The 23,788-nt window shown below is 54.3% G+C and carries 21 protein-coding genes; 9 read left to right on the forward strand and 12 right to left on the reverse strand.

What is annotated here, in order from left to right; genetic code table 11:
- Window positions 1-34: 34 nt before the first annotated feature.
- The 6 genes from hypF (at window position 35) to QTO31_RS12850 (ending at window position 6,949) form a co-directional block, all read left to right on the forward strand.
- A complete protein-coding gene (gene hypF / locus QTO31_RS12825) occupies window positions 35-2,347 on the forward strand; it encodes a carbamoyltransferase HypF (protein WP_301429387.1) in 2,313 nt (770 codons plus the stop codon).
- A 370-nt stretch (window positions 2,348-2,717) separates the two neighbouring features.
- On the forward strand, window positions 2,718-3,275 hold the full coding sequence (gene def / locus QTO31_RS12830; RefSeq protein WP_301429388.1) for a peptide deformylase: 558 nt from the start codon (window positions 2,718-2,720) through the stop codon (window positions 3,273-3,275).
- 30 nt (window positions 3,276-3,305) lie between these two features.
- Entirely contained in the window at window positions 3,306-3,851 is a 546-nt protein-coding gene (locus tag QTO31_RS12835; protein WP_301429390.1) for an HD domain-containing protein, read from the forward strand.
- Between the two features lie 30 nt (window positions 3,852-3,881).
- Window positions 3,882-4,322 (forward strand): RpiB/LacA/LacB family sugar-phosphate isomerase, encoded by a 441-nt coding sequence (locus QTO31_RS12840; protein ID WP_301429391.1) that lies wholly within the window; start codon window positions 3,882-3,884, stop codon window positions 4,320-4,322.
- A gap of 256 nt (window positions 4,323-4,578) precedes the next feature.
- A complete protein-coding gene (locus QTO31_RS12845) occupies window positions 4,579-5,430 on the forward strand; it encodes an SDR family oxidoreductase (protein WP_301429393.1) in 852 nt (283 codons plus the stop codon).
- A gap of 445 nt (window positions 5,431-5,875) precedes the next feature.
- Window positions 5,876-6,949, forward strand: coding sequence for an HD-GYP domain-containing protein (locus QTO31_RS12850; RefSeq protein WP_301429394.1), 1,074 nt, complete (start codon window positions 5,876-5,878; stop codon window positions 6,947-6,949).
- A gap of 99 nt (window positions 6,950-7,048) precedes the next feature.
- Here QTO31_RS12850 and QTO31_RS12855 read toward each other — a convergent pair whose 3' ends face one another.
- The 6 genes from QTO31_RS12855 to QTO31_RS12880 form a co-directional block, all read right to left on the reverse strand.
- Window positions 7,049-7,666: an SH3 domain-containing protein gene (locus QTO31_RS12855; RefSeq protein WP_301429396.1), complete on the reverse strand. Its 618-nt coding sequence runs from the start codon at window positions 7,664-7,666 to the stop codon at window positions 7,049-7,051.
- 124 nt (window positions 7,667-7,790) lie between these two features.
- Window positions 7,791-8,729, reverse strand: a complete 939-nt coding sequence (locus QTO31_RS12860) for a heme-dependent oxidative N-demethylase family protein (RefSeq protein WP_301429397.1) — start codon at window positions 8,727-8,729, stop codon at window positions 7,791-7,793.
- Window positions 8,722-9,672 (reverse strand): homocysteine S-methyltransferase, encoded by a 951-nt coding sequence (gene mmuM, locus QTO31_RS12865; protein WP_301429399.1) that lies wholly within the window; start codon window positions 9,670-9,672, stop codon window positions 8,722-8,724. The genes QTO31_RS12860 and mmuM overlap by 8 nt, the downstream gene beginning before the upstream one ends.
- A 161-nt stretch (window positions 9,673-9,833) precedes the next feature.
- Window positions 9,834-10,625, reverse strand: coding sequence for a glycosyltransferase family 2 protein (locus QTO31_RS12870; protein WP_236631090.1), 792 nt, complete (start codon window positions 10,623-10,625; stop codon window positions 9,834-9,836).
- Window positions 10,625-11,677, reverse strand: a complete 1,053-nt coding sequence (gene ruvB / locus QTO31_RS12875; RefSeq protein ID WP_031457908.1) for a Holliday junction branch migration DNA helicase RuvB — start codon at window positions 11,675-11,677, stop codon at window positions 10,625-10,627. The genes QTO31_RS12870 and ruvB overlap by 1 nt, the downstream gene beginning before the upstream one ends.
- A 446-nt stretch (window positions 11,678-12,123) precedes the next feature.
- Window positions 12,124-13,770 carry a DEAD/DEAH box helicase gene (locus tag QTO31_RS12880; protein WP_301429402.1) on the reverse strand — a complete coding sequence of 549 codons (1,647 nt, stop codon included), beginning with the start codon at window positions 13,768-13,770 and terminating at the stop codon, window positions 12,124-12,126.
- Between the two features lie 235 nt (window positions 13,771-14,005).
- Between QTO31_RS12880 and QTO31_RS12885 the strand changes: the two genes are divergently transcribed.
- Together QTO31_RS12885 and tyrS are read left to right on the forward strand one after the other, a co-directional pair.
- A complete protein-coding gene (locus QTO31_RS12885; RefSeq protein WP_301429404.1) occupies window positions 14,006-15,316 on the forward strand; it encodes a response regulator in 1,311 nt (436 codons plus the stop codon).
- Window positions 15,317-15,594: 278 nt separating this feature from the next.
- A complete protein-coding gene (gene tyrS, locus QTO31_RS12890) occupies window positions 15,595-16,782 on the forward strand; it encodes a tyrosine--tRNA ligase (protein WP_411278395.1) in 1,188 nt (395 codons plus the stop codon).
- Here tyrS and QTO31_RS12895 read toward each other — a convergent pair.
- From QTO31_RS12895 to QTO31_RS12910, 4 genes are all read right to left on the reverse strand, one after another.
- On the reverse strand, window positions 16,769-17,137 hold the full coding sequence (locus QTO31_RS12895) for a nucleotidyltransferase family protein (RefSeq protein ID WP_051871037.1): 369 nt from the start codon (window positions 17,135-17,137) through the stop codon (window positions 16,769-16,771). The genes tyrS and QTO31_RS12895 overlap by 14 nt on opposite strands.
- A complete protein-coding gene (locus tag QTO31_RS12900) occupies window positions 17,118-17,555 on the reverse strand; it encodes a nucleotidyltransferase substrate binding protein (RefSeq protein WP_301429408.1) in 438 nt (145 codons plus the stop codon). The genes QTO31_RS12895 and QTO31_RS12900 overlap by 20 nt, the downstream gene beginning before the upstream one ends.
- 126 nt (window positions 17,556-17,681) lie before the next feature.
- Entirely contained in the window at window positions 17,682-18,329 is a 648-nt protein-coding gene (locus QTO31_RS12905; protein WP_031457914.1) for a thiamine diphosphokinase, read from the reverse strand.
- A gap of 5 nt (window positions 18,330-18,334) precedes the next feature.
- Window positions 18,335-18,949: a LysE/ArgO family amino acid transporter gene (locus tag QTO31_RS12910; protein WP_236631091.1), complete on the reverse strand. Its 615-nt coding sequence runs from the start codon at window positions 18,947-18,949 to the stop codon at window positions 18,335-18,337.
- A 110-nt stretch (window positions 18,950-19,059) separates the two neighbouring features.
- On the opposite strand from QTO31_RS12910, the gene glgA reads away from it, so the two are divergent.
- Complete coding sequence (gene glgA / locus QTO31_RS12915) at window positions 19,060-20,274, forward strand: glycogen synthase (protein ID WP_301429410.1); 1,215 nt, start codon at window positions 19,060-19,062, stop codon at window positions 20,272-20,274.
- A 31-nt stretch (window positions 20,275-20,305) separates the two neighbouring features.
- Here glgA and QTO31_RS12920 read toward each other — a convergent pair whose 3' ends face one another.
- Window positions 20,306-21,871 carry a glycosyl hydrolase gene (locus QTO31_RS12920; protein ID WP_301429412.1) on the reverse strand — a complete coding sequence of 522 codons (1,566 nt, stop codon included), beginning with the start codon at window positions 21,869-21,871 and terminating at the stop codon, window positions 20,306-20,308.
- Window positions 21,872-21,900: 29 nt separating this feature from the next.
- Entirely contained in the window at window positions 21,901-23,778 is a 1,878-nt protein-coding gene (locus QTO31_RS12925; RefSeq protein ID WP_031457918.1) for a sigma-54-dependent Fis family transcriptional regulator, read from the reverse strand.
- Between the last annotated feature and the right edge of the window lie 10 nt (window positions 23,779-23,788).

Below are 23,788 nucleotides of genomic sequence, written 5' to 3' on the forward strand. Positions count from 1 at the left end.
TACACTGGCAGCATACAATTGATAGGTAGACACCATGAAAGGCGAAACTGCACCTCCCCAGCAACGACGCTGGCGGGTAAGCGTCCACGGGATTGTTCAAGGAGTTGGTTTTCGGCCATTCGTGTTTGGGTTGGCCGAACGCTGGCGGTTAACCGGTTTTGTGCGTAACGATAGTAGCGGGGTCACGATAGAAGTAGAAGGCGAAGAGCAGGCGCTACAGTCATTCGTACAGGCGTTACGTACCGAAGCGCCGCCTTTGGCTCGGATAGAGCAATTGCGGGTCGAACCAATGGCTCTGGTTGGCGACAAGGAGTTTGTGATTACCGCTAGTCAGGCCCAACCTCAGCGTCGCACGCTCATTGCACCGGACACAGCCACCTGTGCCGATTGTCTGCGTGAGATCACCGATCCGCATGACCGTCGCTACCGTTATGCCTTCACCAACTGCACCAATTGTGGCCCCCGCTTCACAATCGTTCTTGATGTGCCTTACGACCGCATCAATACCACGATGCGCAATTTTCCGCTCTGTCAACAGTGTCAGGCGGAATACAACGATCCACGTGACCGGCGCTTCCATGCCCAACCAACCGCTTGCCCGGCTTGCGGCCCTCGCCTTAAGTGGTCAGCAGGTGATACCGACGATCCAATCGCTGCTGCGGCAGAGGCAATTGCACACGGGCAGATCGTGGCAATCAAAGGTTTGGGCGGATACCATCTGGCCTGCGCTGCCGACGATGAAGCGGCGGTGAGTCGGTTACGACAACGGAAGCAACGTGAGGCGCGCCCACTGGCACTGATGGTCCGTGATGAAACGGTGGCAGAGCAGCTCTGCCAGATCGATCCGGTAGCTCACGCCTTACTTACCAGCCCGGCGCGCCCGATTGTGCTTCTTCCCCGCCGACCAACTGCACCAGTTGCACCATCAGTTGCGCCGGGGATGCAGACATTGGGTGTGATGTTGCCCTATACGCCACTGCACTATCTCTTACTTAACGAATACGCCGAGATTATCGCGCCAGGGCGGGTTGCAGCAATTGTGTTAACCAGTGGTAATCTGAGCGATGAACCAATCGCTTACGAGGACAATGATGCGTTCACCCGACTGGCACCGATTGCCGATGCCTTTCTGAGTCACAACCGACCCATCCATATCCGCTGTGATGACAGCGTGGTGCGGATAGCCGCGGGTGGGCCGCTCATCATTCGTCGCTCACGGGGCTACGCACCGGCACCGATCACATTGGCTACAGCCTTGCCCTGCCCGATCCTTGCTTGCGGTGGTCATCTCAAAAACACGTTCGCGCTTGGACGCGGTCGTGAGGTCTTCCTCAGTCACCATATTGGTGATCTGGAGAATCTCCCCACATTGCGCTCATTCCACGAAGGGATCGTCCATTTTCAACGATTATTCGGCATAACTCCAGAGGTTGTTGCTTACGATCTGCATCCGGGCTATCTGGCTACCCAGGCAGCATTAGCAATGCCGATAGAGCGCAAGATTGGCGTCCAGCACCATCACGCACATATCGCTGCTGTTCTGGCAGAATACGGATTGGATGGACCGGTTATTGGGCTGGCAGCCGATGGCAGTGGCTACGGACCCGATGGTACAGTGTGGGGTGGCGAGGTACTGATCGCGACCTGCGCTACGTATCGGCGAGTTGGTCATGTGCGGCATTTGATCCTACCGGGCGGTGAACAGGCGGTACGTCAGCCGTGGCGGGTTGCAGCAGCGGCCCTTTTCCAGATGTACGGCCCCGATTTCTGGCAGATGGATATACCGTTAACGCGACAATTAGATCGAACTGCCTGGAATATCTTGGCGCGAATGATTGAACGAAAACTAAATAGCCCGTTAACCTCAAGTCTGGGACGATTATTCGATGTAGCGGCAGTTTTGGTGGGACTCGGTCTAGTTGCCCGTTATGAAGGTGAGCTGGCAATATTGCTTGAACAGATCGCCGATTGGCAACACCCCCCTTATCCAATGCCAATCGCCGAGTCGGCAACGGCCAATGCTCCATTTACTCTTGATGGATTGGCAATGCTATCGGCGCTGGTTGACGATCTGCGGCAGAATGTTCCTCCGGCAGTCATTGCCGGGCGGGTTCATCAGGGGGTTGCTTACGGCTTATGGCTGGCCTGCCGGCGGGCGCGTGATGAGTATGGTCTGACAACCGTTGCGCTCAGTGGGGGAGTGTTTCAGAATGTGCTTCTGCTCGAACTACTCACCGAGTTGTTACGCAACGATGGCTTTACTGTGCTCATCCCACGGCTAGTGCCACCTAACGATGGTGGCTTGGCATTCGGTCAGATTGCCGTAGCTGGGGCTTGCGTAGGCTGAAATCTTGCTGCGCAATCGGCGTTTTGATGAGCGGGCACGCAGTGAAGCTGAACCTGCATTCAGCACCTTTCCCGACAAGATGAAAATGCGACGATGTTCGAGCAGGATCATCGGTAGGTACACGAGGTTGCCTGGGGAGTAGAAGAAGCACGGTGGAAGTGGGTGCAGTGTATGGTTGGCATCCATTGGTCGGCGCATCACTCCGCTCGCGGGAGCAGGATGATGAACTCGCCACTACTGCCCACTCTTCTGCTCTCTTTTCTCTTTCCCCACTCCTCTTTTATGGGCGCTCCCTTGCCCCAAACCATCCGCTGTCGTACAATAGAAAGAGCAACTGATACGCACCTGAAGGGCAAGGAAACACGAGTTTATGGCTATTCGAAGAATTTTACGGATTGACGACGCCGAAGATCGCAAGATTCTAAAAATGCAATGCCGTCCAGTCAAGCTCCCTGACCGCAACCTCAAACAACTGGTAGCTGACATGTTCGAGACCATGCGCGCTGCGCACGGCGTAGGACTGGCTGCACCGCAGATCGGTATTCCCATTCAGCTTTGTATCATCGAGCTTCCTGCCGAATATGAGGAGCATCCAGACGGCAGTGTTGTTGAGATAGCTCCGGCAAAACCATACGTTCTTATCAACCCGCGGATCGTCAAGATGAGCGATGAAGAGGTGATGCGCGACGAAGGGTGTCTCAGTCTACCAGGTTGGTATGGATTGGTACCGCGCCAGACATGGGTGACCGTCGAATTTCAGGATTTAAATGGCAAACATCACCGGTTACGCCGCGCCGATGATTTGTTGGGGTGGGCGATCCAACATGAAGTCGATCACTTACACGGCATTTTGTTTACTGAACGAATTCGTGACCTGAGTACGCTGCGCGATATTACCAAAGAACGTGAGCCACAACCGGCTGGATAAGCGATAAATACCATCGACTCCATAAGCGGTATGCAGACATCCGACCTTGTCAACAAAGCTCTTCTCTTTGCTGCGCAGGCCCACAATGGTCAGCTTCGACCTGGTAGTACGCTGCCTTATCTCGTGCATCTGAGCGATGTCGCACTCGAAGTTGCAACCACATTGATGGTCGAACCAGGGTACGATCCAACATTAGCCCTTTGCTGTGCCCTGCTCCACGATGTGCTTGAAGATACGAACATCGATGAGGCAACGCTGGAAGCTCATTTTGGGCCAGCGATTGTTGGTGGTGTTCGTGCTCTTACCAAAGATCCGTCACTCCCATCGGATGAACGAATGATCGATAGTCTGCGTCGTATTCAACAGCAACCCCGTGAGGTTTGGTTGGTGAAACTCGCCGATCGGATCAGCAACCTGTCAACTCCACCTCCTGCCCATTGGTCGCCAGAGCGGATTAGTGCTTACTGCACAGAAGCTGAGTTGATCCTCACCACACTTAGCCCGGCAAGTCCATACCTGACAACTCGTTTGCGCAGCCGGATCGACCAGTACCGAAACATGACAGGTGTAGCTTGATCGATGATGGTTGGCACGCAAGGAGGTTCTATGCGGATTGCCGTAGGGAGCGATGAACAGAACTACGTTACCGACGCCTTGATCGCCGAACTGAAACAGCGTGGTCATGAACTTATCCTGTTTGGGCCGCTCGCTGGCAACGCCGATCCATGGCCTGACGTAGGGCGAGCCGTTGGCGAAGCCGTTGCTACCGGACAGGCCGACCAGGGTATTGTTTGCTGCTATACCGGTACCGGTGTCAGTATTGCTGCTAACAAAGTACCTGGGGTGCGTGCTGCGCTATGCCACGACGCCCAAACCGCAGCCGGTGCCCGCAAGTGGAATGACGCAAACGTTCTGGCCCTTAGCCTGCGGACAACTACGCCGGAGATAGCCCGTGAAATCCTCGATGCCTGGTTTGCGACAGAATGTCCACCGGAAGAACGGGCAATTATTGCGCGATTAAAGGACGTCGAGCGAGCGTCGGGCTAGTAAGTGAGATGCTCAAACTCGCACGAAGTGATGGTCATTCCTGTGGTATAGTACAAAAGGAATGCACCTGACATGCAACAGTCCCGGCTTAAACACCGGGGCTTTCTTGTGAGTAAGGAGTTAGCGCACGGGAGCTTAGCGAACAAATACATCGTCCAATTTGTGTCAAGAATCTCATCGCAGCAGAAAGGAGTACGTGGCTTTCGCTGTCGTTTGAAGACGACAGTCGCTGCCGCTATCAATTATGGAACAGATCATGCAAGGAAAAACCGTCATCGTGACCGGCGCCAATTCTGGAATCGGGTATGTCACGGCACGCGAGCTGGCCAAAATGGGAGCACGAGTGATGATGGTCTGCCGCTCACAGAGCAAGGGTGAAGCGGCCCGTCAGCGTATCGCGCAGGAAGCTACCGGAGCGCCGCCGGAACTGGTACTGGCTGATTTCGCCTCACTGAACTCCGTGCGTCGGGCAGCCAGTGAGTTGCTTGAACGTTGTCCTCGCATTGATGTCCTGGTCAACAATGCTGGCATCTTCGTTTCAGAACCGCTTGCCAGCGCCGACGGCTACGAATTGACCTTCGCCGTCAATCATCTGGCACCGTTCTTGCTCACCAACCTGTTGCTCGACCGCATTGTTGCCAGCGCACCAGCGCGCATCGTCAACGTCTCTTCCTTTGCCCACGTAGCAGGCAAAATTGCGATTCCGCAGATCGCCTCTCCCCAACGACCAAACATCTCCCAGGCCTACAGCGACTCGAAGTTGTGCAACATCCTCTTCACCAACGAACTGGCACGGCGGTTGCAAGGGAGCGGAGTGACTGCAAATAGTCTCCATCCGGGTGCAGTTGCGACCAACTTTGCCGCTGATGCACGTGGTCTGTTTGCATTTTTCTTCCGACTTGCCCGACCTTTCATGCTCTCACCAGAACAGGGGGCTTCAACATCGATCTATCTGGCGTCATCACCAGAAGTTGCAGGTGTCAGTGGAGTCTACTTTGTACGCAAAAAACCAGCCCAACCATCAGCCGCTGCTCAGGATGCGGCCCTCGCCAGACGACTGTGGGAGTTTAGTGAACAACTGGTACGCGAAAAGGTCGTCGCTGTCTAGCAATTGTCCGAAACATCCTGCCAACTTGACAAGCTGACGATTGCCTGTTGCCACTCTTGCCGTGCCTTTCCCTGGCCGATTGCACAACGGCCAGGGTTATAGCGATTCTCGCGCATGCTGCCCGTCAACGCACCGATTGGGGCAGGACATATATCGCTAGCACGTACCGATCCGGTACTCAAGATTTTATCAGCACACCTCAAAGCGCAAGGAAAAGGATGACCCCATCTGAGGAGCAGGAGTTCTTTTGTGGTAATGGTCACACTTTAATATAGCAAAGGACACGCGGAGCAAGGATAACAAGCGCAGGTTAGAACAGGGGACCCTTGCTATTCCGCCACGCCACAGAGCCGATATGAACGCTTGTACCGAACTATGTAGCGTATCCGTGCTAGAATAAACACCATAGCACCGACAACCGTTAAGCCGGAAAGCGTCATTGACTATGCAAGGTCAACCGTATCATGTGTTGGTCATCGATGATGACCCGAACGTGCGCGACATTCTAAGCGATCTACTCAAACGCGAACGTTGTGTAGTGCACACCGCAGAATCAGGTCTGAGCGGGATCGCTGCTGCACGCGCAGAATTGCCCGATCTGATCCTCCTCGATGTAATGATGCCCGATCTCGATGGGTTCAGCGTCTGTCGAATGTTGCGTGATGATCCACTGACGGCTGAAGTACCTATCATTATGATCACGGCACTTGATGATCGATTATCGCGGCTGGAAGGAGTCAAAGCAGGCGCCGATGAATTTCTCTCAAAACCGGTTGAATTAAGCGAACTCCGTCTGCGTGTGCGCACAATGCAACGTATTAATCGCTATCGACGCCTTATTGAAGAACGCGAGCGAGCTGCCGCGCAGGAACGCTTACTGACCGAACAGGCCCGACAGGCAGCGCAGGCTGTTGCTGAGGCGTATGATCAGACGTTGATCGGATGGTCACGTGCACTCGATCTGCGCGATAAAGAGACTGAAGGACATTCACAACGTGTCGCCCAACTCACTCTGGCTGTTGCCCAAGCCCTCAATATTCCGCCAGAAGAACAGATCAATATGTGGCGCGGCGCTATGCTGCACGACATTGGCAAGATTGGGGTGCCCGACTCCATTTTACACAAACCAGGCCCATTGACCGAAGAGGAATGGGAAATTATGCGTTGCCATACCACCTACGCCTATGAACTGCTCTCACCGATTGCCTATCTGCGGTCTGCCATCGATATTCCCTACTGTCATCATGAGAAATGGGATGGAACCGGTTATCCGCGTGGGTTACGTGGAGAGCAAATCCCGCTGGCCGCCCGTATCTTCGCCCTCGTCGATGTATGGGATGCGCTAACCAATGATCGTCCTTACCGCAAGGCGTGGAGTCGCGAGCAGGCCTATCAGTACATTCGCGATCAAAAAGGGAAGCATTTTGATCCAAACCTGGTTGATCTCTTTCTCTCAATTGCTGCACCCGATCTGGCAAAGGCGGCTGAGCGGCAGGTAGCAGGCGAAGACGAAGCGTGATAACCGGATGATAGCAGTTCGGCTATAGGGCAGGGAGTGAGGTAGGCGGGCAGGTGGCCCGCCTCTTCAGAAGTTTTCTTCAGGAGACAAATGGTAGAATTATTGACTCGGCGCAAGAAAATCGACCGCAACGTACCCTTCCAGACCATCAGGAGTACGTACTGGACGCCAGACAAAATCAGGGCCGGGAACATCTTCACCGATTTGCTCAAGTCGGGTTCCATCGGGTAAAGTAGTAATCGGTTGATTATTCCGATTTGGTTCTGGTCGCAGGAACAATCCTTGACCACCGGTATTAACGACCACAAAGAAACGCGGTGCCGGTGTTGGTGACGGTGATAGAGCGGAAGTGTTCGTTTCATCCGTTGATTGGGTCGGAATGATGATGCCAGGCTGGAGGGATGTATCTGTCGGTGTCCCAAGAGGCACTTCACGCCGATCATCGCGCAGGTACCACAGAAAGAGGAAAACAATCAATACCAGGAGCACAAATGCAGCAATGACATACGGCCAGCCCCGTTGCTGTAGCCAACGGGGAACGACGTGCCACACATTATTCCGGTTAATCATACCCCGATTGGGCCGTGATGGTCGCCACGCCGGAGAAGCTGATGTCGCATCCAGACGTTCAGTACGCGGTGTTTCACGCTGACGAACTGCACCTCTTCCCGATTGTGGATCGGTAGCACCGGCCTGCCGTTCCTGTTTATCACTCATGGGACACACCTCCGTCTGCATCGCCTCCGAGCTATGATAGCACATCTTTATGAGCGAACCGGTCAGGCTAGTGATGTCTAACTCAGACTGCCGATGTCCCAAATGCCGATGATTGGCTGTCGCTTCACTGAAGCCCACTCATCGCCTGTCGATCCAAATACGCTAGTAACGGATGCAGATAAGGTGTCACCCCTTTGTAATCCAGCATTAACGGATCGAGCTGCCGCAGCATACGCGCTAGTGCTGCCGCCCACTGTGGATCGGTAGTTAATTCGGCTAACGCAGCGACATACGTGCGCACGGTAAAGAGAACAACTGGGTGACGCACCATACGGACCAGCGTCTGTCGTTCGACCCGATAAAAAACCTTCTCACCGGCATTTTCAGCCGTAATTGCCGCCTTTTGCCGATCCAGGGCGCCAAGACGCGGTGAAAGATCGAGATCAGGTAGGACGACCAGCGACCAGTTGCGCCGCCAAACCGGACGTTGTGGTTGCAAACGGGCTATCAGTTGATTGGTTGACGCTGCCAGGTGCGCATTAAAACCGGGTACCGGCCCGTGTATCATTGCCATCGGTAAGCCCATCTTGTCGGCAAGACACCAGCGATTAGGAAAACAAAGCTGACCGGCAATCAGCGGATGACCGGCAGCTTCATCCACTGCAATTAACAAAAGATCCTCTTGTACCTGCCGCCCCAACCAATCAATCGGCCAGAGACCGAGTTCTTCACCAACGCGAATGATGGCCGTTTCACCGCGCAGGCGATTTTCCCAATGTAGTTCGGTATCACGTTGCTCTACGTAAAACCATTGCGGATAGGAACGGGCTAGCTCCTCAACGCCCCATACCAGTAATTCCCATTGGGCGGGCAAACTTTCCGGGTACGCCTGTACGTAATACGAATGATCGGCAGCCAGTAGCGCCCGCTTCAACGCCAACTCTGCGTGGTAGTGGTTAGGATCAACGTGAAAGACCGGCGACCCGTGTAATGGATAAGCCCCGATTCGTAAGACCGGTGATGAGGGTATAGCGAATGGATGAAAGGGCCAGGATTCAACCACAGTGAACCTCACGGGCAGCCCAGATAGCCAGAGTACGAATGTGTTCGGGTGTGGTTCGACAGCAACCGCCAATGATTCGTGCACCGGCTGCATACCACTGGCGGGCCTGTGCTGCGAAGTCAGCAATCTCGGTTGACCCGATCCAGCATTGTGCCACTGGATCGTAAGTCTCGCCTGAATTGGGATAGACGACAATCGGTTTCGACGTAACTCCGCGAATTGTCTGTATCAAATCGGGTAGAAATCGGGGCGCTGTACAATTAATACCAACCGCTATAACTTGCGGATGCGTAGCAATTTCCGCAACGCATTCGGCAATCGATTCACCTTGCGCGTTGTGCTGGCCATCACGTGCGCTAAAGCTGATCCACGCGGTATATTGGGGAAATTCGGCTAACAGCGCAACCAATGCCCGTGCTTCATCAAGACACGGTATCGTTTCACAGGCGAAAAGATCGGGCTGAGCCGCGGCCAATACCGCCATACGTGGGCGATGAAACGCTATCAGTTCGCTAACCGACAAGCCGTAATCACCACGATATTCCGAACCGTCGTGCAAAAATGCGCCATAAGGGCCAATCGACGCGGCAACGAGTGGCCGAATCCGATGAACCCGATTCGCCGGATCAGCCCAGAACTGGTCGCACGCAGCACGTGCTATCGCTACCGAACGTTGCAGAAGCATGATGGCCTGATCAATCGAAAGCCCACGTGCCACAAAACCAGGGATGGTTGCCTGATAGCTGGCAGTAATGACGACATCGGCGCCTGCGGCAACATAGTCGGCATGAACAGTCTGAATCAACGCTGGGTTTTCGATCAACACCTTTGCCGACCAGAGGGGATCATTGAGATCGCAACCACGCCGCTCTAGCTCTGTCGCCAGCGCACCATCAAGAATCAGCAACCGACGTTGAGCAAGGGCATTCGCCAGTGGATTCATACGCTTTGCTGTGATCAAATCAGATACCCGTATCCAATGATACCATAGTGCGCCAGACGCAATGGCTGTTCGCCACGCCAGGTCAGGCCAATCGCACCTGTAGAGATGGGTGCATGATCGGCTCACTCCTTTTGTCAGGTAAGCCAGGGGACGCATGTGAACTACATGCGTTCTCGCTGCTGTAGGCTATACAGCATGGCGAATTTTACCACTTCATGCCAGGCCAGCGTCGTACAGAGAAACAGACCCAATCCGCCATCACGCCAGCCACCAAGCTGAACGTAGCGCCGCCAAAATTCACGCGCAGGTGCACCGATCAGGTTCCGTAATCGCATTCTCCGTCCAGCCCGATACAGCATAACCGCTTCTGCAAACGCATACCGGGCCTGCTTTTGCCATAGCTCATCAAGACGCTCGATATTGAGATGGAGCAAATGACCGCCCAGCAGAGCAACTTCACCTTGCAGATTGGCCACTTCATGAACAGCAACGTGCTCATCGTAAGTAGCGGCGCTGCGGCGGAGCAAACGCAGTTGAAAATCTGGGTACCAGCCACCACCGCGCAATCGTTGGCCAAAAAAGAGGTTGTAACGTGGCATGCGGTAACCGGCAATATTTGCTGGAGGACCGACATGCATCAGCGTTGCGATTTCAACAAACAATGCGGGGGTTAACCGCTCGTCAGCATCGATGAAGAGCACCCACTCGCCACCACAGTGTTGCAGCGCCAAATTGCGTTGGGCACTAAAGCCACGCCACTGCTCAATCAAGACCCGCGCACCATGAGCCTGCGCAATAGTTGCCGTCGCATCACGAGACTGGTCGTCGACGATGACCACTATATCGCTACTGAGACCGGCAACACTACGCAGGCAGCCGGCAATATAGCGCTCTTCGTCACGGGCAATAATTGCAATTGAAAGCAGAGAATGTTGATCAACAGGCGACATCATCAAAACAGAGTTGTTTGCTGCGGCCCAATCTCAAGATCAGGCGGTAGAGCACGTTCAGGGTACGGCAGCCCCAGATGTTCGTAGGCGCGGCGCGTCGCAATCCGACCACGTGGCGTGCGTTGCAAGAAACCAAGCTGCAACAAGAATGGCTCATATACGTCTTCGATAGCATCGACCTCTTCGGCCAACGCCGCAGCCAGTGTACTTAGACCAACTGGACCACCGTTGAACAATTCAATAATTGCACGTAACAACCGTCGGTCATTCTCATCAAGACCCAACTCATCGATTTCAAGTTGGGCCAGCGCCGCCCGTGCCACCTCAAGCGTAATCGCGCCATCGGCCACAACCTGGGCATAATCGCGCACACGTCGCAGGATACGATTCGCAATCCGTGGTGTACCACGTGCCCGACGGCCAATTTCATGCGCGCCTTCAGGACTAATCGGCACACCCAAAATGCGAGCCGATCGAGCGACAATTTCAGCCATCGCCTCATCAGAGTAAAAGACGAGCCGATGCACAGCGACAAAGCGATCACGTAATGGTGAGGTGAGCAGGGCCAGTCGTGTTGTAGCTCCGATCACCGTAAAGCGGGGCAAATTGAGACGTAGACTGCGCGCACCTGGCCCCTTCCCCACGACCAGATCAAGCGCAAAATCCTCCATCGCGGGGTAAAGCACCTCTTCCACAGCCCGATTCAGCCGGTGCACTTCATCAATAAACAACACATCGTTCGCCTGAAGACTGGTCAGAATAGCCGCTAGATCACCGGCCCGTTCAATTGCCGGTCCACTGGTAATCTTAATTTTGGCCCCCATCTCATTGGCGACCACATTTGCCAACGACGTCTTGCCTAATCCTGGTGGACCGTAGAAGAGCGTATGATCGAGCGACTCATTCCGTCCACGAGCAGCGGCAATCGCAATCCGCAGTTGCTCAACGACCTTCTCCTGCCCGATAAACTCATTCAGAGTCCGTGGACGGAGACTCTTTTCGATCTGTTGGTCGTCGCTATCTGAATGAGGATTAACCAGCCGCTCGGCGCTCATGCGGTCGTTTTCCTTCCTGTTCGCACAGGTGTACGTATCTTTGCGCTGATTATACCATGGCAAGAGTGCCATGAGGCGGTTTGGTATTTTTCGCCCCTGTCGATACCGTGCAGAGCGGCGCACAGAATGGTGAATAGCATACCCATCGCCAGTTATGCACGTCAACGCATTGGAAGTAGTACACTGGTGCGCCGCCACGTACCTGGTGAACGCACGGAAGACCCCTCACCATCCCCCCTGGCCCTCTCCCACACGGGGCAAGGAGGGGGGATGGTTGGAACCCTCACCATCCTCCCTGGCCCTCTCCCACACGGGGCGAGGAAGGTGGGAAGGTTGACCTCCACTCACGCCATGGTCGCACGGGTACGGAACGTGCCGAATGAGAAAGCCGGGTTTGTGATCAGGCTCTCAGTAGCACACCTGACGCCCTTCACCCCACCGAAACATCACGCAGCAACTGCTGCTTCAGTGAGCAGTACGGCGCGTACCCGTTGACCACGCAGCGTAGTACGGTTTAGCACCTGGAGAACTTGTTGTGCAGCGCGACGCGGAACTTCAACGATACTGGTGCGAGCACGCACCTCAATCATACCAATACTACGGCCCGGTAAACCGGCTTCATTTGCAATTGCACCTACAATATCTGCCGGCCGAATCTGATCGTTGCGACCGAGATTGATCTGCAACCGTACCATCCCTCGTTCTGCCCGCTCAGGATCGGGTTTCCCCCGTTGAGCACGGGATGACCGCTCTGAGCGTTGCGAACGCTCCGGCGGTGTCTGCTCGAGCCGAGTAATGGTATCAACCTGCTCGGTTTCATCTTCGTTCAGAAGCAACTTCAGCGCCGCAGCAGCCAGAGTTCGCATATCGCCCATCGCTGCCAACTCATCAACCAGTTCCATATAGGTCGACAGACCTGCTTGCCCCATTGCTGTCTGCAACTGCTGAAACAGCGCTGAACGTCGGCGCGCTGCCACATCGGCTAGAGTCGGCATCTGACAGCGCTCGATCCGGGTCCGTGTAACCCGCTCGATGATCTGCAACATGCGACGCTCGCGCGGAGTGATAAATGTAATGGCTACCCCATCACGACCGGCACGACCGGTACGGCCAATCCGATGGACATAGCTTTCAGGGTCAGTCGGCACATCGTAGTTGATCACATGGCTGACCTCAGCAATATCAAGCCCACGAGCTGCAACATCAGTCGCAACCAGCACATCGAGCTGTCCCTCACGGAAGCGGCGCATCACCCGATCACGCATCGCCTGACTCAGGTCGCCATGGAGCGACTCGGCCGCATAACCGCGCCCCTGAAGCCGTTCACCGATCTCGTCAACTTCCTGTCGGGTGCGGCAGAACACAATCGCAAGCTGAGGCATCTCGACATCGAGCACGCGGCAGAGAGCATCGAGCTTGTCACGGGCAAGCACCTCGTAGTAAATCTGGCGGATGCGCGGTGTTGTCAACTGCTCAGCCGCAATACTTACCCGCACCGGCTGACGGGTATAGCGGAGGGTCAGATGCTGAACTGCCGGTGGTATTGTTGCCGAAAAGAGGGCTGTCTGGCGTTCGGTGGGTGCCATTTGTAAAATCGCCTCTAATTCCTCGGCAAAACCCATATCAAGCATCTCATCAGCTTCGTCCAGCACAACCATGCGCAGATGGTCAAACCGCAACGACCCACGCCGCAAGTGATCAAGGACCCGCCCCGGCGTGCCAACCACAACCTGCACACCCTGGGCCAATCCCCGCAACTGCCGCTCAATCGGTTGTCCACCGTAGATTGGCAGAACTCGCAATGCCCGATGGCGACCATAACGATGAATGGCCTCTGCCACCTGTACAGCCAGCTCGCGCGTCGGCGCCAAAACCAGCGCCTGCACGACCGGCTGATCGGTCACCTGTTCAATTATTGGCAGCGCAAATGCTGCCGTCTTCCCAGTGCCGGTCTGAGCCTGAGCGATTACATCGCGACCGGCAAGTAACAATGGAATAGCTTGAGCCTGAATGGGTGTTGGTTCGTCGTAGCCAAGCCCGCTCAATGTGCTTACCAGCGCATCACTCAGGCCCAACTCAGCAAAAGTCTTCATGGTGTTCCGTTTCACAAATACTAACACTTCGCAGCAAAACATGTGCCACGCAAGATATGTATTATAGCACAGAATTCCCAAACAGGAAGATCCTTTTTGAACTACTACAGCACGCCAGAATGGAGCTCCTCATCTCTTCACGAATCATTCTTGAGCATGGTATGCTATAAGCGTCCGAGAAAATTTTCATGAATCACATCTATGGTAGATGTATCCGATACGGTAGGAGCGTGACATGACATTACCAATTCGTATCCTGGTGGCTGAAGACGAGCCAGATGTAGGTATGCTCCTGCGCGAAATGCTGGTAAGTGAAGGATATGAGGTTGACCTGGTACAGAATGGGCATCAACTCATTCAGGCCGCTCAGCAACAACCACCCGACCTCATCCTGGTTGATCGGGCGATGCCTGTGATGGATGGATTAGAAGCAATCCGACAGCTTCGCAATGACACACGCACCTCACATTTGCCGATGATAATTCTTACCGCCCTCAGCGATTCATCAAAGATCTTTGAAGGATTGGAAAATGGCGCCGACGACTATATCGCAAAACCATACGACCGCGAGGTATTACTGGCGCGGGTACGTTCCCACTTACGGCGAGCCGCTCAGTTACCGCTGCGTAATCCATTGACCGGTTTACCTGGTAATGCGGCAATCGAAGCGGAAATTAACCGCCAGCTTGAACAGAAGGCCAAGTTTGCCTTGCTGTATATCGATCTAGATAATTTCAAGGCCTTTAACGATGTCTACGGATTTGCCCGTGGTGATAAGGCCATTCATCTCGTCGCCAGCATGTTACGAGAGCACACCGCTCCCGATGACTTCGTTGGTCACATCGGTGGTGACGATTTTGTTGTTATTCATCTCGGCCCCGATCCTGAAGCACTGTGCAAGCGCATTATTCAGGTCTTCGATCAAAGTATTCGTGCTCTCTACGACGAGGCCGACTTACAACGAGGATATTTAGTAGCAACCGACCGTTACGGTATCACACGACAGTTTGGCATTATCAGCCTTTCTATTGCAGTGGTAACAACCTACAACCGCACATTCCATAGTGTGGATGAAATGAGTCGAGTCGCTGCCGAACTCAAGAAAGCAGCCAAACAGATTGCTGGCAGTACGTATAAGATTGATCGACGGACTGAGGAGACCTCTACCAATCTGCTGACAGATCGGCGCGGCACCAATGCTCCTGAAGCTCTGATTATCTGTCAGAATGATATTGCACGCGGCACCATCGTGGGCACGTTAAACAGTCGTGGATATCGCTTGCTGATCGCCGATAATGAAATTGCAGCGCAGGGCCTACTTGCCCATCATCCTCATCCCGCACTCCTGGTTGCCGAGTTTAGTCCTGACATCATCCATCTCTGGCAAGAACTGAATCATGCTACACCATTGATTGCGTTAGTCAGAGATGAAGCCAGTGCCAGCGCTGCCCGCGAAGCAGGTGTCAGTACCGTTGTCTGGGATGATGATAATCCCGTTGAACTGTCTGATCAATTGCAGTCTGCATTGGCAACGTTGGTCAGGTGATACCAGGGCTTTGCAACGGTCTTGCTCTGGTCGGCTATGGTGAGGCGAGGAGACAGATAAGAGAGCGGTAGTTCCTTCCCTTTGTTCGCACTTGCAGTGGTCTAAGAGACTACGATAGTGCGCTGAGGCACGTCTAGCAGGTGCATGTTCGTCGATGTCTTTCCGTTCTCGAGCAGATTGGTCATCGCAGACGCGCCCCCCCGCATAGCCCCCTGCCCCTCTTGACACGATGCCTGCACCCTGTTAGCATAAACATCGTTTGAAGTCACTATCAAGCATTGGGAGCGTCTGAGATGGATCTGTCTGATCTGTTACATCGTGGTGTCGCCGAAATTATTGTCGAAAGTGAATTGCGAGCACGCCTGCAGAGTGGAACACCCCTCCGGCTAAAACAAGGCTTCGATCCCACCAAACCCGATATGCACATCGGTCACGCAGTTGGGTTGCGTAAACTCCGTGCCTTCCAGGAACTGGGTCATCACGTGGTGCTGATCGTCGGTGATTGGACGGCACAGATCGGCGATCCGAGTGGTCGCGATGAAACACGTACCCGTTTGTCGGCGGCTGAGGTGCGGGCAAATGCCGAAACCTACATGGAGCAGTTCTTCCGCGTGGTTGATCGCCAACGCACAGAGGTTCGCTGGCAAAGTGAGTGGTTCGGACAGTTTACCCTCGAACACGCCCTCGACCTGGCCGGTCGCTTTACCCTGGCCCAAATGCTCGCCCACGAGACATTTCGCAAACGCTACGAAAGTGGCGCACCACTGACCATCCTTGAATTGATGTACCCAATGCTTCAGGCCTACGACTCGGTCGCGATCAAGGCCGATGTGGAATTTGGTGGCACCGATCAGAAATTCAATATCCTCGCCGGGCGCGAGCTGATGACACAGTTGGGAATGACGCCTCAACAAGTCTTTCTCGTCCCACTTATTCCCGGTACCGACGGCCGAAAGATGTCGAAGACCTTCAACAACACGGTCGATATTCGGATGCCGCCGGCTGAAATGTACGGTCGGATTATGTCAATGAGTGACGAGGTCCTGCCGCTCTACTTTGAAGTGCTGACCGACGTGCCGATGGCCGAGATACACGAAATGAAGCAGGCAATGGCAAATGGACAGGTTAATCCTCGCGATTTGAAGATGCGGCTGGCGCGTGAGATTGTGGCGCAGTTCCACGATCCAACTGCGGCTGCGGCTGCCGAAGCTGCCTTTATTCGCCAGTTTGTCGAGCGCGAAGTGCCTGAAGATATTCCGACCTTCACGCTGACAGCCCCTAGCGGCATTGTTGACGTACTGGTCGCCAGTGGCCTTGCTCCGAGCAAAAGTGAGGCCCGACGTTTGATTGACGGCGGTGGGGTACGGGTCGATGGCGAACGGGTCGAAGGCTATACGCTCACTCTCAATCCCGGTGCAAACGCTGTCGTTCAGGTGGGCCGACGTAAATTTGTTAGAGTGGTGTAGAGGCAGAATTATGACCTGCCTCTTCCCCATTAGGAACGTGCGCAGTACCAGTTTGCACTAATATTCGGTCGTGTTCGATGATCGTCCGAAAGACAGCATCTGTCGTGGCCCAGTCCACAATATCAACCTTCCAGGGTAGATCTGACTCGGCAAAATCATCTGCAAGCGCAGCCATTACGTCAAGCGTGAGCGGTCTATCAGTCATAATAACCAGATCGAGGTCAGAGTGTACTTTCGCCCGACCCTGAACCCGTGAACCAAATGCCCAGACATCGTACTGAGGTACATGCCGCCGCAGAATCGTGCGCACGAGTGCCAGATGTTCGGGTTGAATATCAAAACGTTGCTCGCTCATTACGCACTTCCAGGGCGCTCAGCACCACTCGCGCATCGGCAAGGATAGCCCCTGCTTGCTCACAAACCATCCGTGCTTTCACACTATCGTATGTGTGAGAGGTTATATTGCGCAACTGACGGTAACGAAACCAGGCTTCGACGTTGGTCACTAAACCCTTTTCGGCAGCAGTACGTATCAGGTCACGAAAACTACTAAAATCGATTTCCGTAGGAGAAGTAGCATCCAGCTCGAGTCGCCGCCGAATCATTTTCATGCACAGTTCGTATACAAACTCAAAGTTCTGTACTACACCAGCCAGGAGTGTTTGCTGAACTTCTGCGCGTTGTGCATTAAACCAGTCCTGATCATTCACAATGCGCAGAGCAGCATCGAGCGATTGGATAGCACGCGATAATGCAGACAGATCGAGTAGCATTCCTGTACATCCCTATTCTGAGTGCATCTGAACATTCAATCTCTTTTCCCCAACCTTTGTCTTTCGCTCACCGTGCAACGGTATGCGTGCGAGCTGCTGCAAATGTTGCACTATTCTCCGTCGTCCCTACACAAGCGGCGAACGGCTGATCAGAACCACGAGCAATCTCCCCTGCCTAACCGAAACTCGTGCCGGTAACTTGTCGATCACGTTACTTACCCCGCGTGCCCGGTCATAGTAAAGGGTCCCATTATGAAGCGGATAGGCCAGACCTTCTGTCGTAATGCCATGCGCATTACCACCAAAGGGGAGTAATGACACGGTATCACCTTCGAGACCGGGGATGATACTCTCGTCATGCACCAGCCAGATCTGCTGTGGTAGATCGATAAGGCGCACCCGTCGTTCACGCAACTCATCCATCCCCAACAGCATCACGTTCGCCAGCGACTGATCCCAGCGGCCACCTAGCGCGCCAATCACATCGATCCGGGTCGCCCCCATTCTGGCCGCAGCCAGCAACGCTAACTCCAGATCGGTCTCGTCTTTGTCGGGTCGGTGCCGTTCGATCACAACCCCTTGTGCCTGATACGCAGCCAGCGCTTCAGGTATAATCGAATCGAGATCGCCGATGAGTAAGGAAGGAGCATAGCCCTCTCGGAACAGAGCTGTCCCTCCGCCATCGGCGGCAATCAATCGGTCGGCAGCCTGGATCAGACTGCGGTATGGCGCTACATCAACCGCCGGTGCATTTGCCACAATCACCACGTGCATAGCATTCACATATCTCTGCTCAGCAAAGCGGTCACTCCAAAACCGATAATGACCAACCCTGACACCAGGTTAATCAGGCGCAGTACCGGCACGGTTACTCGCTGTCGCATCAGACTAACCCCACCGCTTAGCAGTGTCCACCAGAGGGCTGAACCACAAGCTACGCCGACGACCAACACCAGCCCCATCCCCCCTTTACCAACAGTGCCAAGACCGGCAAAGATAACGGTAAAGATAAGAATCGTTGCCGGATTTGCCAGTGTCAACAAGAGGGTAGAAAAATAGGCACTCAACAACCGACGCCGTGTCGGGGTCGACTCAATAGAAACCGGCACTGGTCGGGCGATCATTGTGGTAAGGCCGATCCAGATCAGCGCCATGCCACCAACGATCTGCAATGCCGCATTCAAGCTGAATATCAACGAACTCAGTGCTTGCAAACCCAACGCTGCGACACTTCCGTAAAGCGCATCAGCAGTGGCAGCACCCAAACCGCTGACAAAACCGACCAACCGACCATCGGTGATTGTGCGTCTGATACAGAGTAGGCCAATTGGACCAACTGGTGCTGCAATTGCCAGCCCAAATATCAGACCACGAATGAAAAGCTCTATCATCATTAGCATTCCTTTTCGGGATATTATACGCGATCCAGACTGCTTTGCGCGCCAGAAAACCATGTATACTGAGATTACAGTGTTTACTATACCCTAAGTACATGAGGAAAATTATGGCTGAATTACGCCGTGTAGCTCTTTTTACCAACGAATACCCGCCATACATTTACGGTGGTGCCGGTGTTCATGTCGAATACCTGAGCCAGGCCCTGGCCAGGATTGTACCGGTTGAAGTACGCTGCTTCGGCGATCAACAGATTGAAACGCCAAACCTGAAGGTACGCGGCTATCCACGTTGGGAAGAAGCACGCCAGAATACCGATCCACGCTTTGCCGGGGCAATTGATGCTGTCGCTCGTTCGCTGGCGATGGCTAAAGATACGCTTGATGCCGATGTCGTTCACTGCCATACCTGGTACACCGATCTGGCCGGCCTGTTCGCCAGTAAGTTGTGGGGCATTCCGTACGTACTGACCATTCATTCACTCGAACCACTCCGACCATGGAAAGTTGAGCAATTGGGCAATGCGTATCACCTCAGTTCATGGATCGAACGCACCGCTATCGAACAGGCCAATGCGGTGATCGCTGTCTCAAAAGAGACGCGAGCCGATATTTTACGTCTCTTCAACGTTGACCCCAACCGGGTTCACGTGATCTACAATGGAATTGATCTCAACGAATATCGCAAAACGAGCGCCACTGATGCTCTCGAACGCTACAACGTTGATCCCAGCCGTCCTTTTGTCCTCTTCGTTGGCCGCATCACCCGTCAGAAAGGAATTATTCACCTGGTTAACGCTATTCCACACATCGATCCGTCAGCGCAGATCGTGCTCTGCGCCGGTGCACCTGACACGAGAGAGATCGGAGTCGAGATGGAAGAACGGGTAGCCGCCGTCAGTGCCCAACGCCCTGGCGTGATCTGGATTCGCGAGATGCTCCCACGACAGGACGTTATCCAATTCTACTCGCACGCTGCCGTCTTCTGTTGCCCAAGTGTGTACGAGCCGTTTGGAATCATCAACCTTGAAGCTATGGCCTGCGAAACGGCAGTGGTTGCTTCAGCGGTTGGGGGGATCAAGGAAGTTGTCGTCCATGAGGAGACTGGCTTGCTAGTCGATCCCCATCTCAAACCAGACAGCTTCGATCCAGTCGATCCTGCAGCGTTCTCGGCTGAGCTAGCAGTTGCCATTAATCGCTTGCTGGCGAATCCTGCGTTACGCCACCAGTTCGGTCAGGCCGGACGGCGCCGCGTTGAACAGATATTTAGCTGGGATGCGATTGCCCGCCAGACGATTGATCTGTACCGGTCAATTATCGGGTAAAACGTGCGCAGTAGCCTAGGCCCATCCTGGGCTACTCTTGTTCTACCAGTGCTGCAACACTGTCGATCTGCACTTCCCCTATCCCACTCCACATATCATACTCGTCATCAATAACAATGGCAGCGAAATACCATGGATAATCAGGCCGTCGGTTCCCTTCACCGGCCAGATAACCAGACCGCAGGGAATGATACCCAACAGGCACGACCAACGTCTGCCATTCCGGTGGCCCGATCATCCCGGCAGTGATGGTAAATAGCTCACCTTCGGCATCGCGTAGCCAGAAGCGGAGATAGTGCCCACTACCATCTCCGAACAGCCGTACCGTGAGCGCCGTGGTGTGGTTAGGAAGGAGAATCGGGTCCTGCAACTCAAAGGCTACGTAGTCGTTATCACGGGTTGTAAAGCGATAAACAATGTGGAATGCCCCTCTCACCGCCTGGACGGAACCATTGGGCTGTGCCGGTCGTTGCCACGTTTGCCTGGTGTGGCGTTCAAAAAGCTGAACCGTCACTCGCGATGGTTCCGGCACCGATCGGCGCTTCGATGAAGCCAGCGCCCGCAATGCTGCGGCAGCCGGCTTGGTACCTCTGAAGTCTGCCCGTCCATTCCCATACGTGAACAGGCCATACGTATTGTGGGGATCATCTTTGAGCGCGTACCAGAACACATGGCTTACGCCGCCTTGCCAGAGCGCATGGTACGCACGAGGGAGATGGTCGGCCTGTTGCAGCGCATCAACCAGACCGAGTGCATCACGATCACTCTTCCCACTCGCCCAACCGACTTCAGTCGCCCAAATTGGCTTCTGACCATAACGCGCAGCAACTGCTCGTACCCTATCAGCAGCCGCAATCAGATTCCCCTCTTCTGGGTCGAGCGGATCAACGTAGGGATGGATGGCAATCACATCAAACGCATTCCAACCACCATAGGCAGCAATCGCATGCAGAAAGCCGGTATCAAATGGATTGATACCTCCCAAAACAATTGTTGCTGTCGGGTCAATCGTCCGAATGGTCTGTGCAGTAGCAAGTAACAGCCGGGTGTACTGTTGAGGGTTCGGCGCTGGCCGCCAAAAAAGCGCCTGATCGGGTTCGTTCCAGATTTGCCAATGCTTCACGATATGTTTGTAGCGTTGAACGACCGCAGCCGCATAACGAACAAACGCTGCTTCATCAGGGGCTGCAAATGATATGAGGTTGGGGTGATCGGTTGGATCGGCGGTTGCCCAGCCAACCGCCGGTCCTAACACCGCCAGTATTTGCAAGCGCTGCCGGTGCAATGCCGAGAGAGCAGCATCGGTAAAAGCCCAATCCCAGGTCTCGGGGTTGGGCTGAATACGATGCCAGTGAATATCTTCGCGCACCCACTCCACACCAAGATCGGCAATAATGGTGGCGGGAATTGGCATCGTGGCCGCATCGGGATAGCGAGTAGCAAGATGGCTATTGATGCCAATCGCCAGCGTCGCCGGTAGAGTACGAACAGCAATCGGTCGGGTAATCTGATGACCGGGCACCAGAGCATCACCGGTCGCCAGACTAACGGCCAGTGCCAAAATTACCAAACGGTAAAGACCGGTCAAATATGTCATGCCGTAGCCCCTATATACCGAACCGCTGACTACGGCAGCATATCAGCCCGTGAAATACGATAACGGATCATCTTACGCCAGAGGGTAGCTCGACTGATCCCCAACAGAGCGGCTGCTCGACTCAAGCGTCCTCTTGCCGCCCGACCGGCCCGCAAAATGGCATCACGTTCACTTAATTCTTGCGTTTCAGCCAACTTTGGACTGTCGGAAAGGAGGAGAGGGGTTGTATGGCGCGCAATTGCCGGCGGCAAATCGGCCACCGTGAGCACACTCTTCTCTGTCGTTTGCACGATCTGTTCTAACACAACCTCCAGTTCACGAACATTACCCGGCCACGGGTAACTCCGCAGTGCCGCCAACGCATCGGGATCGAACGCGATCTGACGGCCAATCTGCTCGCTCAGGCGTCGTAGCATGTGGTTCACCAGCAAAATAATATCGTCACCACGCTGGCGCAATGGTGGAATTTCGACGACAAATGCACTGATCCGAGCGTATAAATCACCCCGAAAGCGTCCCTCTTCCACCAGTTGCTCGAGGCTATGCCCATGCACAATGAGACGTACATCAATCGGGATGGGGCGCGTGCCTCCACTGCGGATCACCCGACCCATCTCAATCGCCCGCAATAGCTTTGTCTGCTGTTCAAACGAGAGAGCATCAATCGACTCCAGATACAACACACCGCCATGCGCCAGCTCGAGTTTGCCTGGACGACCGGGTTGTTGTTCGGTACCCTCAACTCCAAACAGTTCGCTATCGAGCAACTGACGTGGAATGGCCGCACACGATACCCGCACGAACGGTCCACCCGCCCGATTACTCGCATTATGGATCGCCTGCGCGAAGACTTCCTTACCAGTACCAACCTCACCTCGCAGCAAAATTGCGCCACGACCAGCAGCGGCAATGCGGGCCTGCCGTAATGTTTGCCGCATACTTTCACTCTGGCCGACAATATCACGAAACGTGAAGGTTGCTCGTGCACCAACCATCTGCTGCACCAGTTGACGTACACTCTCTGTCGGACGTAGCGTAATCACGCTGCCCAGATAACGTCGGCTACGATCCCACACCGGTCGTACATCGCACATGATCGCCTGTGGGCCATTTGGTGTCTGCCAGATGACTTCTTGTTCTTCTAGTGTACTCAGATTCTGTAGCGCCATAACAATCGCTGGCGGTGGCGTAATCACACTGGCCAGCAAGCGTCCAGCAGCCGAGCGCACATTAATCCCTAGAATACTCGCCACGCGCCGACTCAAGCGACGAATCTCACCGTTTGGTCCAACAAAGATGAGACCTTCATTGATCGAATCAAGCGTTGCATACAGTTCGGTAAGCTGGTCGTTTGCTTCATTAAGCAGTCGCTCGGCGCGCAATTGACTATGCAGAGCCTGTGCCGCTGCGATCACCATTCCGAGCGCATACGGGTGCTGCTCTTCAGCGCGGTTGAGAATCGCTAATGCGCATAGCGCTTTGCCATCAGGGCTATAGACAGGAGCAGCAGACAGCGCAAATGGCTGCAACCAATAACAATAGTGTTCATCACCGGTGGTCTGAAAGGGGAAAGCCTCGCGTAAGGCAAGATCAACCGCATTCGTGCCAGCAACCTCTTCGGCCAAGCTAATCCCATAACCAATGCCGTACCGCTGCGCCTGCGTCATCACAGCACTATCACCGGCGAGATCGATGATAGTCCCTTGATCGTCACAAACGACAACCACAAAGCCAGGATGTTCACTCATCTGGTACAAATCTTCAATTGACGACTGAACCAGCGTGCGCAGATGACTCCATCCAACGAGATTGACCGTTCCGGCTTGCGGTGCTTGCGTTGGTTCGAGACCGCGCGCCTGACAACGTGCCCAAGATCGCTGAATCGGTGGAAGCGCAAGTGTTACCATGTTCTACCTC

Origin of the sequence: Chloroflexus sp. MS-CIW-1 (genome assembly GCF_030444705.1) — a bacterium.
In the GTDB taxonomy this organism is placed as follows: Bacteria; Chloroflexota; Chloroflexia; order Chloroflexales; family Chloroflexaceae; genus Chloroflexus.